This is a genomic window from Pseudomonas sp. WS 5021, assembly GCF_012985535.1.
In the GTDB taxonomy this organism is placed as follows: domain Bacteria; phylum Pseudomonadota; class Gammaproteobacteria; order Pseudomonadales; family Pseudomonadaceae; genus Aquipseudomonas.
The window spans coordinates 529334-541967 of record NZ_JAAQWP010000003.1 but is presented as its reverse complement, the minus strand read 5'-3'; the positions used below and the strand labels follow the sequence as shown (position 1 = coordinate 541967).

The 12634-nt window shown below is 62.2% G+C and carries 15 protein-coding genes; 13 read left to right on the top strand and 2 right to left on the bottom strand.

The features are described from left to right. Nucleotides 1–14: 14 nt before the first annotated feature. The 7 genes from gshB to HBO19_RS12455 all read left to right on the top strand — a co-directional run bounded on the left by gshB (nucleotide 15) and on the right by HBO19_RS12455 (nucleotide 5938). Nucleotides 15–968, top strand: a complete 954-nt coding sequence (gshB, locus tag HBO19_RS12485; RefSeq protein ID WP_029300457.1) for a glutathione synthase — start codon at nucleotides 15–17, stop codon at nucleotides 966–968. Between the two features lie 77 nt (nucleotides 969–1045). Further along, nucleotides 1046–1945: an energy transducer TonB gene (locus tag HBO19_RS12480; RefSeq protein WP_169953560.1), complete on the top strand. Its 900-nt coding sequence runs from the start codon at nucleotides 1046–1048 to the stop codon at nucleotides 1943–1945. A 100-nt stretch (nucleotides 1946–2045) separates the two neighbouring features. After that, complete coding sequence (locus HBO19_RS12475; protein ID WP_170042156.1) at nucleotides 2046–2615, top strand: YqgE/AlgH family protein; 570 nt, start codon at nucleotides 2046–2048, stop codon at nucleotides 2613–2615. Then, complete coding sequence (ruvX, locus tag HBO19_RS12470) at nucleotides 2615–3052, top strand: Holliday junction resolvase RuvX (protein WP_005792259.1); 438 nt, start codon at nucleotides 2615–2617, stop codon at nucleotides 3050–3052. Before HBO19_RS12475 ends, ruvX begins: the two co-directional genes overlap by 1 nt. Nucleotides 3053–3134: 82 nt before the next feature. Continuing rightward, nucleotides 3135–3641: a bifunctional pyr operon transcriptional regulator/uracil phosphoribosyltransferase PyrR gene (gene pyrR / locus HBO19_RS12465; RefSeq protein WP_169953558.1), complete on the top strand. Its 507-nt coding sequence runs from the start codon at nucleotides 3135–3137 to the stop codon at nucleotides 3639–3641. Between the two features lie 24 nt (nucleotides 3642–3665). Further along, a complete protein-coding gene (locus HBO19_RS12460) occupies nucleotides 3666–4670 on the top strand; it encodes an aspartate carbamoyltransferase catalytic subunit (protein WP_038444135.1) in 1005 nt (334 codons plus the stop codon). Then, complete coding sequence (locus tag HBO19_RS12455) at nucleotides 4667–5938, top strand: dihydroorotase (RefSeq protein WP_169953557.1); 1272 nt, start codon at nucleotides 4667–4669, stop codon at nucleotides 5936–5938. Before HBO19_RS12460 ends, HBO19_RS12455 begins: the two co-directional genes overlap by 4 nt. Before the next feature lie 128 nt (nucleotides 5939–6066). Here HBO19_RS12455 and HBO19_RS12450 read toward each other — a convergent pair whose 3' ends face one another. Beyond that, a complete protein-coding gene (locus HBO19_RS12450; RefSeq protein ID WP_169953555.1) occupies nucleotides 6067–6495 on the bottom strand; it encodes a TM2 domain-containing protein in 429 nt (142 codons plus the stop codon). A 249-nt stretch (nucleotides 6496–6744) separates the two neighbouring features. On the opposite strand from HBO19_RS12450, the gene HBO19_RS12445 reads away from it, so the two are divergent. Further along, entirely contained in the window at nucleotides 6745–7380 is a 636-nt protein-coding gene (locus HBO19_RS12445; RefSeq protein WP_170042154.1) for a C40 family peptidase, read from the top strand. Nucleotides 7381–7456: 76 nt separating this feature from the next. Here HBO19_RS12445 and HBO19_RS12440 read toward each other — a convergent pair whose 3' ends face one another. Further along, complete coding sequence (locus HBO19_RS12440) at nucleotides 7457–8491, bottom strand: type IV pilus twitching motility protein PilT (RefSeq protein WP_170057585.1); 1035 nt, start codon at nucleotides 8489–8491, stop codon at nucleotides 7457–7459. A gap of 57 nt (nucleotides 8492–8548) precedes the next feature. On the opposite strand from HBO19_RS12440, the gene HBO19_RS12435 reads away from it, so the two are divergent. The 5 genes from HBO19_RS12435 to metW all read left to right on the top strand — a co-directional run bounded on the left by HBO19_RS12435 (nucleotide 8549) and on the right by metW (nucleotide 12617). Then, nucleotides 8549–9235, top strand: coding sequence for a YggS family pyridoxal phosphate-dependent enzyme (locus tag HBO19_RS12435; protein ID WP_170042152.1), 687 nt, complete (start codon nucleotides 8549–8551; stop codon nucleotides 9233–9235). 33 nt (nucleotides 9236–9268) lie between these two features. Then, nucleotides 9269–10087: a pyrroline-5-carboxylate reductase gene (gene proC / locus HBO19_RS12430; protein WP_057440375.1), complete on the top strand. Its 819-nt coding sequence runs from the start codon at nucleotides 9269–9271 to the stop codon at nucleotides 10085–10087. A 9-nt stretch (nucleotides 10088–10096) separates the two neighbouring features. Next, nucleotides 10097–10687: a YggT family protein gene (locus HBO19_RS12425; RefSeq protein ID WP_057440376.1), complete on the top strand. Its 591-nt coding sequence runs from the start codon at nucleotides 10097–10099 to the stop codon at nucleotides 10685–10687. 162 nt (nucleotides 10688–10849) lie between these two features. Then, the gene (locus HBO19_RS12420) at nucleotides 10850–11989 is read left to right on the top strand and encodes a homoserine O-acetyltransferase (RefSeq protein WP_169954935.1); all 1140 of its coding nucleotides are present in this window, start codon (nucleotides 10850–10852) and stop codon (nucleotides 11987–11989) included. Nucleotides 11990–11996: 7 nt separating this feature from the next. Further along, entirely contained in the window at nucleotides 11997–12617 is a 621-nt protein-coding gene (metW, locus tag HBO19_RS12415; protein WP_029300485.1) for a methionine biosynthesis protein MetW, read from the top strand. The last annotated feature ends 17 nt before the right edge of the window (nucleotides 12618–12634 follow it).

Genomic DNA, 12634 nt, shown 5'->3' with positions numbered 1-12634 from the left:
TAGAGGAATTCCCCATGAGCGTTCGCGTCGGCATTGTCATGGACCCTATCGCCAGCATCTCCTATAAAAAGGATAGCTCGCTGGCCATGCTGCTGGCCGCCCAGGCCCGCGGCTGGACCCTGTTCTATATGGAACAGCGCGACCTTTACCAGGGCGATGGCGAGGCGCGGGCGCGGATGCGCCCCTTGCAGGTGTTCGCCAACCCTGAGAAATGGTTTGAGCTGCAAGACGAGATCGACAGCCCCCTGAGCGACCTGGACGTGATCCTGATGCGCAAGGATCCGCCGTTCGACATGGAGTTCGTCTACTCCACCTACTTGTTGGAGCAGGCCGAGCGCGCCGGCGTGCTGATCGTCAACAAGCCGCAGAGCCTGCGCGACTGCAACGAAAAACTGTTCGCCACCCTGTTCCCACAGTGCACGCCGCCGACCGTGGTCAGCCGCCGCGCCGATGTGCTGCGTGAATTTGCCGCCAAGCATGGCGATGTGATCCTCAAGCCGCTGGATGGCATGGGCGGCACCTCGATCTTCCGTCACCGCGCGGGCGACCCGAACCTGTCGGTGATCCTTGAGACCCTGACCGCCCTGGGCACCCAGCAGATCATGGGCCAGGCCTACCTGCCGGCAATCAAGGACGGCGACAAGCGAATCCTGATGATCGACGGCGAGCCGGTGGATTATTGCCTGGCGCGTATCCCGGCGGCCGGCGAGACCCGTGGCAACCTCGCGGCCGGTGGTCGTGGCGAAGCCCGCCCGCTGAGCGACAAGGACCGCTGGATCGCCGCCCAGGTTGGCCCGACCCTGCGGGAAAAGGGCCTGCTGTTTGTAGGCCTTGACGTAATTGGCGAGCACCTGACCGAAATCAACGTGACCAGTCCCACCTGTATCCGCGAAATAGACAACGCGTTCGGCACCAATATCGGCGAAATGCTCATGGCGGCAATTGCCGACAAGCTACAAGCCAAGTGACATAGAACAGCCAGATGTAAACCAACATTGCGCTATCATGCGCCACCCGTGAGACGCGCGATGTTGGTTTTCCTGTTATGACGCTTCCGTCCGACCTGCCCCCCGAACTCAGCCACAGCGGCGTACGCCCGGCTGATCGGCTCGGATTTACCCTATTCCTGGCAGCGCTGATTCATTTGGCGTTGATCCTCGGCCTGGGCTTCACGTTCGTCGAACCCCAGCAAATCAGCAAAACCCTGGAAATCACCCTCGCCACCTTCAAAAGTGAGAAAAAGCCCGAGAAGGCTGACTTTCTGGCGCAGGACAACCAGCAGGGCAGCGGCACCCTGGATAAAAAGGCAGTGCCCAAGACCACCGAAGTGGCGCCCTTCCAGGACAACAAGATCAATAAGGTCACCCCGCCTCCAGCGGCCAAGCCCGAGGTCAAGCAGGCCGCGCCCAAGGCCGCCGTCGCCACCATTGCGCCAAAACCCCAGAAGGCCGTGACCCAGCGCGAAGCCGTGAAGACCGAGCCTGTGCCGAGCAAGCCCGCACCGACATTCGACAGCTCGCAACTTTCCAGCGAAATCTCCAGCCTGGAGGCCGAACTGGCCAACGAACAACAGTTGTATGCCAAGCGCCCGCGCATCTATCGGCTCAATGCCGCCTCTACCATGCGCGACAAAGGCGCCTGGTATAAGGACGAATGGCGCAAGAAGGTCGAGCGCATCGGCAACCTGAACTACCCGGACGAGGCCCGGCGCCAGCAGATCTACGGCAACCTGCGCCTGCTCGTATCAATCAACCGCGACGGTTCCTTATATGAAGTGCTGGTGCTGGAGTCGTCCGGCCAGCCATTACTGGACCAGGCGGCACAACGCATCGTGCGCCTGGCCGCACCGTTCGCCCCGTTTACCGGCGACCTGAACGATATCGACCGCCTGGAAATCATCCGCACCTGGCGCTTTGCCAAGGGCGACCGGCTTTCCAGCAATTGACTACCCCACGCTCGCTCCTACACGGGCAACAAATCCGCTAACCGTATTCCTACACATCCCCAGCTTGTCAGTTCGCCCCTCCAACGCCACACTAGCGGACATGAAAAATGTCAGCCCGACTTACCTCAAGCACCAATTCCTGATCGCCATGCCCCATATGGCCGACCCGAACTTTGCGCACACCTTGACCTATATCGTCGAGCACACGGCCAATGGCGCCATGGGGCTGGTGGTCAACCGACCGCAAGACCTGAACCTGGCGGATATCCTTGAGCAACTGCGCCCGGAGATCGATCCACCCGCCAGTTGCCAGGCGGTGCCGATCTACTTCGGTGGCCCGGTGCAGACTGACCGCGGCTTCGTGCTGCATCCCAGCGGCCCGACGTTCCAGGCAACCGTCGACCTGGAGGGCGTGTCGTTGTCCACTTCCCAGGACGTGCTGTTTGCCATCGCTGATGGCGCCGGCCCGCAGCAGAGCCTGATCACCCTGGGTTACGCGGGCTGGGAGGCCGGGCAACTGGAAGAAGAGCTGGCCAACAATGCCTGGCTGACCTGCCCCTTCGATGCCGACATTCTGTTCAACACCGCCAGCGAACTGCGCCTGAATGCCGCGGCCAAGCAGTTGGGGGTCAACCTCAACCTGCTGACCAGCCAGGTGGGGCACGCCTGATGGCCTTGCGACTGATCCTCGGGTTTGATTACGGCACCAAGCAGATTGGCGTGGCCGTGGGCCAGGTCATTACCGGCCAGGCCCGCGAGCTGTGTACCTTGAAGGCGCAGAACGGCATACCGGACTGGAATCAGGTCGAAGCCCTGATCAAGGAATGGAAGCCCGACGCAGTGGTGGTCGGCCTGCCGCTGAACATGGACGGCACCCCCAGCGACATGTGCCTGCGCGCCGAAAAGTTCGCCCGCCGCCTCAACGGCCGCTACAACCTGCCCTTCTATACCCACGATGAACGCCTGACGACCTTCGAGGCCAAGGGTGAGCGTCGCGACCGTGGCGGGCAGAAAGGCAGCTACCGCGACAACCCGGTCGACGCCATTGCCGCCGCCTTGCTGCTGCAGGGTTGGCTGGATGAAAACACCGCTTTATTTGAATCCTGACTGACGCGGCTTGCCGCGTCTTCTTACGTTTGAGCCCGGACTTTGCCAGCGTCACGCTGCCCAAGCCCTTGAAGGAGCCACCATGAGCCTGCCCAATCCCGCCGAACTGATCCGTCAGATGGCGACGAGCCTCACGACCCACCTGCAACACCGCGCCATCAGCGAGCCGCGTTTCATCGGTATCCGTACCGGTGGCGTGTGGGTCGCCCAGGCGTTGCTGCAAGAGCTGGGCAGTGATGCGCCCCTGGGCACCCTGGATGTGTCCTTCTACCGCGATGACTTCAGCCAGAACGGCCTGCACCCGCAAGTGCGCCCGTCAGCGCTGCCCTTTGAAATCGAAGGCCAGCACCTGGTACTGATCGATGACGTGCTGATGAGCGGGCGCACGATCCGCGCCGCCATGAACGAGCTGTTCGACTACGGCCGCCCGGCCAGCATCACCCTGGTCTGCCTGCTCGACCTCGAGGCTGGCGAACTGCCGATCAGCCCGGATGTGGTGGGCGCGACACTGTCGCTTTCGGCCCAGCAGCGGGTAAAATTGTCCGGTCCCACGCCGCTCGAACTCGAACTGCAAGACCTCGCCCTTTAAACCGCCTTGTAAAGAGTCCCCGCGATGACGCCTCTAGATGCCAAGCGCCCGCTGCAGCTCAACGCTCAGGGCCAGCTGCAACACTTCCTGTCCCTCGACGGCCTGCCCCGCGAATTGCTCACCGAAATCCTCGACACTGCCGACTCGTTCCTTGAAGTCGGCGGCCGGGCGGTGAAGAAAGTCCCGCTGCTGCGCGGCAAAACCATTTGCAACGTGTTCTTCGAGAACTCGACGCGCACCCGCACCACCTTCGAACTGGCGGCCCAGCGCCTGTCAGCCGACGTGATCACCCTGAACGTCTCCACCTCGTCGGCGAGCAAGGGCGAAACCCTGCTCGACACCCTGCGCAACCTGGAGGCCATGGCGGCCGACATGTTCGTGGTGCGTCATGGCGACTCGGGCGCGGCGCACTTTATCGCCGAGCACGTGTGCCCGCAGGTGGCGATCATCAACGGTGGCGATGGCCGCCACGCCCACCCGACCCAGGGCATGCTCGACATGCTCACCATCCGTCGGCACAAGGGCGGCTTTGAAAACCTCTCTGTGGCCATCGTCGGCGATATCCTGCACTCGCGGGTGGCACGCTCGAACATGCTGGCCCTGAAAACCCTGGGCTGCCCGGATATCCGCGTGATCGCGCCGAAAACCCTGCTGCCGGTAGGCATCGAGCAATACGGGGTGAAGGTCTACACCGACATGGCCGAAGGCCTGAAGGATGTCGACGTGGTGATCATGCTGCGCCTGCAACGCGAGCGCATGGCCGGTGGCCTGCTGCCCAGCGAAGGCGAGTTCTACCGCCTGTTCGGCCTGACCACCGCACGCCTGGCCGGCGCCAAGCCGGATGCCATTGTCATGCACCCAGGCCCGATCAACCGGGGGGTGGAGATTGAGTCGGCGGTGGCCGACGGTCCGCACTCGGTGATTCTCAACCAGGTCACCTACGGCATCGCGGTGCGCATGGCCGTGCTGTCCATGGCCATGAGCGGGCAAACTGCCCAACGTCAATTCGAGCAGGAGAACGCCCAGTGAAGCTCAGCATTCTCGGCGCCCGAGTCATCGATCCGGCCAGCGGCCTGGATCAAGTCACTGATCTGCACCTGGAAGCCGGCAAGATCATCGCCATCGGCGCCGCCCCCAGTGGTTTCAGCCCGGTTCAGAGCATCGATGCCAAAGGCCTGGTGGCCGCGCCCGGCCTGGTAGACCTGAACGTGGCCCTGCGCGAGCCGGGCTACAGCCGCAAAGGCAGCATCGCCAGCGAAACCCGCGCCGCCGCTGCAGGCGGTGTCACCAGCCTGTGCTGCCCGCCGCAGACCAAACCGGTGCTGGACACCTCGGCCGTGGCCGAGCTGATCCTCGACCGCGCCCGCGAGGCCGGCAATTGCAAAGTGTTCCCCATCGGCGCCCTGAGCAAAGGCCTGGATGGCGAGCAACTGGCCGAGCTGATTGCCCTGCGCGACGCGGGTTGCGTGGCCTTCGGCAACGGCCTGGAGAGTTTCCGCAGCACCCGCACCCTGTGCCGTGCCCTGGAGTACGCGGCCACCTTCGACCTGACGGTGATCTTCCACTCCCAGGACCACGACCTGGCCGAAGGCGGCCTGGCCCACGAAGGCCCCACCGCCAGCTTCCTCGGCCTGGCAGGCATCCCGGAAACCGCAGAAACCGTGGCCCTGGCCCGTGATCTGCTGCTGGTGGAACAAAGCGGCGTACGCGCGCACTTCAGCCAGCTGACCAGCGCCCGCGGCGTAGCCTTGATCGCCCAGGCCCAGGCCCGTGGCCTGCCGGTGACCGCCGATGTGGCGCTGTACCAGTTGATCCTGACCGATGAGGCATTGATCGACTTCTCCAGCCTGTACCACGTGCAACCGCCACTGCGCACCCGCGCCGACCGTGACGGTTTGCGTGCGGCGGTGAAGTCCGGGGTGGTGTCGGCGATCTCCAGCCACCACCAGCCCCACGAACGGGATGCCAAGCTGGCACCGTTTGGCGCGACAGAGCCTGGGATCAGTAGCGTCGAGCTGCTGCTGCCACTGGCAATGACCCTGGTGGAAGATGGGTTGCTGGACTTGCCAACGTTGCTGGCACGCCTGAGCTCAGGCCCGGCGCAAGCGCTGCGCCTGCCGGCGGGCAAGCTGGCGGTGGGTGCGGCGGCGGACCTGGTGCTGTTTGACCCGGCCAGTTCTACTGTCGCCGGCGAGCAGTGGCTGTCCCGCGGTGAAAACTGCCCGTTCATCGGCCATAGCTTGCCGGCGACTGTGCGTTACACCCTGGTGGATGGACGGATCAGCTACCAGGCCTGATCCGCTAAAGTGTGGGAGCTGGCTTGTGTGGGAGCTGGCTTGCCTGCGATTGCATCACCTCAGTGTCACTGACATACCGAGGTGCCCGCATCGCAGGCAAGCCAGCTCCCACATGCGCCCAGCGACGCTTACCGCCCGCCCAGGCGCTCGGCATTGCGCACCGAAATCTGCGTGTTCAGTGTCCAGAAGTCATACAGCACGCCAATCAGGAACAAGCCGCCGGTCACCAGGTACAACAGGCCGGTGAGCCATTTGCCCTGATACATGCGGTGCAAGCCAAATACCCCAAGAAACGCCAACAGAATCCACGCCACGTTGTATTCAATCGGCCCGGCGGTAAAACGCAGGTCGGCTTCACGGTCCATTGCCGGGATCAGAAACAGGTCGATCAACCAGCCAATCCCCAGCAAACCAAAGGTGAAGAACCAGATCGTCCCGGTCACCGGCTTGCCGTAGTAGAAGCGGTGCGCCCCGGTAAAACCGAAGATCCAGAGCAGATAACCGATCATCTTGCTGTGAGTGTCCTGTTGCGAAACATCCTGTCGATAGGTGTTCATGAATGACCTCTTTTGCCTCGATAGATAAATATTTCTGGTTTCTTTGTGACTTTTTTACAGGCACCCGACGTACGGCAAATGCTATCGTCGCTTCCCTCAAAGCCTTATGCCGCCTGACTTGTGTAGGACAATTGCGACAGTTCGTCGCGGTTTTCCTGATTTTGACGTCAAGGTTCAGTCGACAAACGGCCTGAGAAAGACACTAAAAGCTGTTATAAAGTTGCGCGCAAACCAACAAGAGCCTGCCTTATGCGACCATTTTTAAAGACATGGCTAACCATTTGCCTATTGATGCCACTGGCCGCCCACGCCACCAATCGTGAGCAACGACTTCCGAACGTTAATGGTTTCACCCCTAAAGTTCACGCCACTACCAGCTCCGCCAAATCGGTAAAGCTCAGCGTCAAGCGCCCGGCTCAACTGAGCAAGGCCAACGTTAAAGCAGTTCCCGGCCTGGTCGCGAGCAATAACCAGCAAAGCAGCAAAGTCTTGAGCCGTGCGGTCAACGTGCTCGGTACCCCTTATCGTTGGGGCGGCAGCAGCCCAAGTAAAGGCTTTGATTGCAGTGGTTTGGTGAAATACGCCTTCAATGATGTAGCTGCGGTGGACTTGCCACGCACCTCCAATGCCATGGCCAGCGGCCACGGGCAGAAGGTTGATCGCAAGGATTTGAAGCCCGGCGACCTGTTGTTCTTCAAGCTCAAGAGCCGCCAGGTCAACCATGTAGCCATTTACCTGGGCAACGACCGTTTTATCCACGCACCGCGCCGTGGCAAGTCGGTCAGTATCGACACCCTGAAAAAACCGTTCTGGAACAAGAACTACGTGATTGCCAAGCGCGTGCTGCCCAAAGAGCAGAACAACCTGCGGATTGTGCAGCGCTGACAGTAAATGCAAATGTGAATGCTGGCTTGTGTGGGAGCTGGCTTGCCTGCATCCCAGGCAAGCCAGCTCCCACATCCTATATATCTGCTGGCACCCGCGCCTGCCCCCGCGCCTCTTCGCGACTAATCAGCCCCTGACCGACCAACCCCTTCAAGCTCATATCCAACGTTTTCATCCCCAACGCCCCTCCTGTCTGGATCGCCGAGTACAACTGCGCCACCTTGTCCTCGCGGATCAGGTTACGGACCGCCGGCGTGCCGAGCATGATTTCATGGGCCGCCACGCGCCCGCCGCCGACTTTGCTCAATAACACCTGGCTCACCACCGCCTGCAGCGACTCCGAGAGCATCGAGCGGACCATGGCCTTTTCCCCAACCGGGAACACATCCACCAGCCGGTCCACGGTCTTTGCCGCCGAACTGGTGTGCAGGGTGCCAAACACCAGGTGCCCGGTTTCAGCCGCTGTCAGGGCCAGGCGGATAGTTTCCAGGTCGCGCAACTCCCCCACCAGGATTACATCCGGGTCTTCGCGCAACGCCGAACGCAGGGCCGCCGAAAAGCTGTGGGTGTCGCGATGCACCTGGCGCTGGCTGATCAACGCCTTGCGCGGTTCGTGGACAAACTCGATGGGGTCCTCAAGGGTCAGGATGTGCTGCTGGCGGGTGTTGTTGAGGTAATCGACCATCGCCGCCAGGGTGGTGGACTTGCCCGAGCCCGTGGCACCTGTCACCAGCACCAGTCCCCTGGGCAGCTCGGCGATGCGCCGGAATACATCGCCAAGCCCCAAGGCTTCCAGGCTTTGGACCCGCGAGGGGATCGCGCGAAACACCGCGCCCATCCCCCGGTGCTGGCGGAACACATTGGCGCGAAAGCGCGCGACACCCGGCACTTCAAAGGAAAAATCCGTTTCAAGAGATGTTTCGAAATCCTTTTGTTGGTGTTTATTGAGGATCGGGCTGAGCAGGTCGGCCAGTTGGGCAGCACTCAGCACCGGCCAATCCAGCGGCAGAACCTCGCCATCAACGCGCACCCTCGGCGCCAGCCCTGCCGACAGATGCAGGTCGGAGGCGCCCCGGCTGACACTTGCGGCCAGCAGTTCAGTGATGTCCATAGGGCTATCCATTTCCAGTAGAATGCCGCGGACTCCATATCCACGGGCGCAACTTGAATGTCGACCATAGCAGACAATATCGGCCTGGTTAGTGAGCGCATCCGTGCCGCGGCCCGGGCCGTGCAGCGCGATGAAAGCAGCGTCCACTTGCTGGCCGTGAGCAAGACCAAACCCGCGCAAGCCGTGCGCCAGGCCCATGCCGCAGGGATACGCGACTTCGGCGAGAACTACTTGCAGGAAGCCCTCGGCAAACAGGCGGAATTAACCGACCTGCCCTTGAGTTGGCACTTCATCGGCCCCATTCAATCGAACAAGACGCGCGCTATCGCCGAGAACTTCGCTTGGGTGCACTCCGTGGACCGCCTGAAAATCGCCCAACGCCTGTCCGAACAACGCCCGGCCGACCTGCCACCGCTTAATATCTGCATCCAGGTTAATGTCAGTGGCGAAGCCAGCAAATCCGGCTGTACACCCGCCGATTTGCCAGCATTGGCCGAGGCGATCCAGGCCCTGCCCCGCTTGAAGCTGCGCGGCCTGATGGCGATCCCCGAGCCCACCGACGACCGCGCGCAGCAAGATGCCGCGTTTGCCGCCGTACGAGACTTGCAAGCGAGCCTGAACCTGGGGCTCGACACACTTTCCATGGGCATGAGCCATGACCTTGAGTCGGCCATTGCCCAAGGGGCCACCTGGGTGCGGATCGGTACCGCCCTGTTTGGCGCCCGCGACTACGGCCAGCCATGAAATGGCTGACTTCCATCTGAGTAAGGACCTGTCATGAGCAGCACGCGTATAGCCTTTATCGGCGCCGGTAACATGGCGGCCAGCCTGATCGGCGGCCTGCGGGCCAAGGGCCTGCAAGCCTCGCAGATTCGCGCCAGCGATCCGGGCGCCGAGACCCGTGCCCGGGTGAGCGCAGAACACGGTATCGAAACCTTCGCCGACAACGCCGAGGCCATCCAGGGCGTCGACGTCATCGTGCTGGCAGTCAAGCCACAGGCCATGAAGGCCGTGTGCGAAGCCCTGCGCCCAAGCCTGGCGCCGCAGCAACTGGTGGTGTCGATTGCCGCCGGTATCAACTGCGCCAGCATGAACAACTGGCTCGGCGCCCAGCCCATCGTGCGTTGCATGCCCAACACGCCATCATTGCTGCGCCAAGGCGTCAGCGGCCTGTACGCCACCGCCCAAGTGAGCGCCGCCCAGCGTGAGCAGGCCCAGGAGCTGTTGTCGGCCGTGGGCGTGGCCCTGTGGCTGGAAGAAGAACAGCAACTGGATGCCGTCACTGCCGTGTCCGGCAGTGGCCCGGCGTATTTCTTCCTGCTGGTCGAAGCCATGACCGCCGCCGGTGTGAAACTGGGCCTGCCACGGGAAATCGCTGAGCAACTGACCCAACAAACCGCCCTCGGCGCCGCGCATATGGTGGTGTCCAGCGATGTGGACGCGGCCGAGTTGCGCCGGCGCGTGACCTCGCCCAATGGCACCACACAGGCGGCCATCGAATCGTTCCAGGCCGGGGGCTTTGAAGCCCTGGTCGAAAAAGCACTGGGTGCCGCCGCGCACCGCTCGGCCGAACTTGCCGAACAACTGGGTCAATAAGGAGCCAATATGATTGGTTTGAACACCGCCGCCGTCTATGTACTGCAAACCCTCGGCAGCCTTTACCTGCTGATCGTGCTGTTGCGTTTTGTCCTGCAACTGGTACGCGCCAACTTCTACAACCCGCTCTGCCAGTTCGCCGTGAAGGCCACCCAGCCACTGCTCAAGCCGCTGCGCCGGGTGATCCCGAGCCTGTTCGGCCTGGACATGTCTTCGCTGGTCCTGGCGATCCTGGTCCAACTGGCGCTGATGGCCCTGACGCTGCTGCTGACCTACGGCACCATGGGCAATTTCCTGCAACTGCTGGTCTGGGCCCTGATCGGCGTAACCGCGCTGTTCCTGAAGATTTTCTTCTTCGCCCTGATCATCAGCGTGATCCTGTCGTGGGTCGCACCGGGCAGCCATAACCCAGGTGCCGAGCTGGTCAACCAGATCTGCGAACCGGCCCTGGCGCCATTCCGCAAGATCCTGCCAAACCTGGGCGGCCTGGATATCTCGCCGATCCTTGCGTTCATGGTGCTCAAGCTCCTGGACATGCTGGTGATCAACAACCTGGCGGCAATGACCATGATGCCGGACATCCTGCGCTTGCTGATCTGACCTTTGGAGGAGCCGGCTTGCCGGCGATGGCACCCGCGAAAACGCCATCGCCGGCAAGCCGGCTCCCACAGAAACAAGCCGTCATCAGCCAGGACAAGGTTCGCTTGCCGCTGGCCCCCCCGCTCTTTAGACTTACGCCTCATTTAAACGAGAGCAGGGTCGATGCCAGCTGCCTTCCCCCCCGATTCTGTTGGACTGGTCGTGCCCCAAGTGGCGCACTTCAGCGAACCCCTGGCCCTGGCCTGCGGTCGATCGCTGCCGGCCTATGACCTGATCTATGAAACCTACGGCGAGTTGAACGCCACGGCCAGCAATGCCGTGCTGATCTGCCACGCCCTGTCCGGCCATCACCACGCCGCTGGCTACCACAGCGCCGACGAGCGCAAGCCCGGCTGGTGGGACAGCTGCATCGGCCCCGGCAAGCCCATCGACACCAACAAATTCTTTGTGGTCAGCCTGAACAACCTTGGCGGCTGCAATGGCTCCACCGGCCCCAGCAGCCTCAACCCGGAAACCGGCAAGCCGTTTGGCGCCGACTTCCCGGTACTGACCGTCGAAGACTGGGTGCACAGCCAGGCACGCCTGGCCGACCTGCTGGGCATCCAGCAATGGGCCGCGGTGATCGGCGGCAGCCTGGGCGGCATGCAGGCCCTGCAATGGACCATCACCTACCCCGACCGCGTGCGCCATTGCCTGGCCATCGCCTCGGCCCCCAAGTTGTCGGCGCAGAACATCGCCTTCAACGAAGTGGCGCGCCAGGCGATCCTCACCGACCCCGAGTTCCACGGTGGTTCGTTCCAGGAAGCCGGGGTGATTCCCAAGCGCGGCTTGATGCTGGCGCGGATGGTTGGGCATATCACCTACCTGTCGGATGACTCCATGGGCGAGAAATTCGGCCGTGGGCTCAAGAGCGAGAAGCTCAACTACGACTTCCACAGCGTCGAATTCCAGGTCGAAAGCTACTTGCGTTACCAGGGCGAGGAGTTTTCCGGGCGTTTTGACGCCAACACCTACCTGCTGATGACCAAGGCTTTGGACTACTTCGACCCGGCGGCAAACTTTGACGACGACCTGGCGAAGACCTTCGAGGGGGCCAGCGCCAAGTTCTGCGTGATGTCGTTCACCACCGACTGGCGCTTCTCGCCGGCCCGTTCGCGGGAGCTGGTGGATGCGCTGATGGCTGCGCGCAAAGACGTCTGCTACCTGGAGATCGACGCACCGCAAGGCCACGATGCCTTCCTGATCCCGATCCCGCGCTACCTGCAGGCCTTCAGCAATTACATGAACCGCATAACTTTGTGAGAACGCCATGAGAGCCGACCTGGAAATCATCCAAGACTGGATCCCCGCCGGCAGCCGCGTGCTCGACCTGGGTTGCGGCGATGGCGAACTGCTGAGCTGGCTGCGCGACAACAAGCAAGTCACTGGCTATGGCCTGGAAAACGACCCGGACAACATCGCCCAGTGCGTGGCCAAGGGCATCAACGTGATCGAGCAGGACCTGGACAAGGGCCTGGGCAACTTTGCCAGCAACAGCTTCGATATCGTGGTGATGACCCAGGCCCTGCAGGCCGTGCACTATCCGGACCGGATCCTCGACGAAATGTTGCGCGTCGGCCGCCAGTGCATCATCACCTTCCCCAACTTCGGCCACTGGCGCTGCCGCTGGTACCTGGCCACCAAGGGCCGGATGCCGGTATCGGACTTCCTGCCGTACACCTGGTACAACACGCCCAACATTCACTTCTGCACCTTCGAGGACTTCGAAGCACTGTGCAGCGGGCGCGAAGCCAAAGTGATCAACCGCCTTGCCGTCGATCAACAGCATCGCCACGGCTGGGCGAGTAAGCTATGGCCTAATCTTTTGGGTGAAATCGGGATTTATCGGGTCAGCAGCCCTGGCCTGACCGACCACCAGATTGCCGTCTAACCATTTTCGAGGAGGAC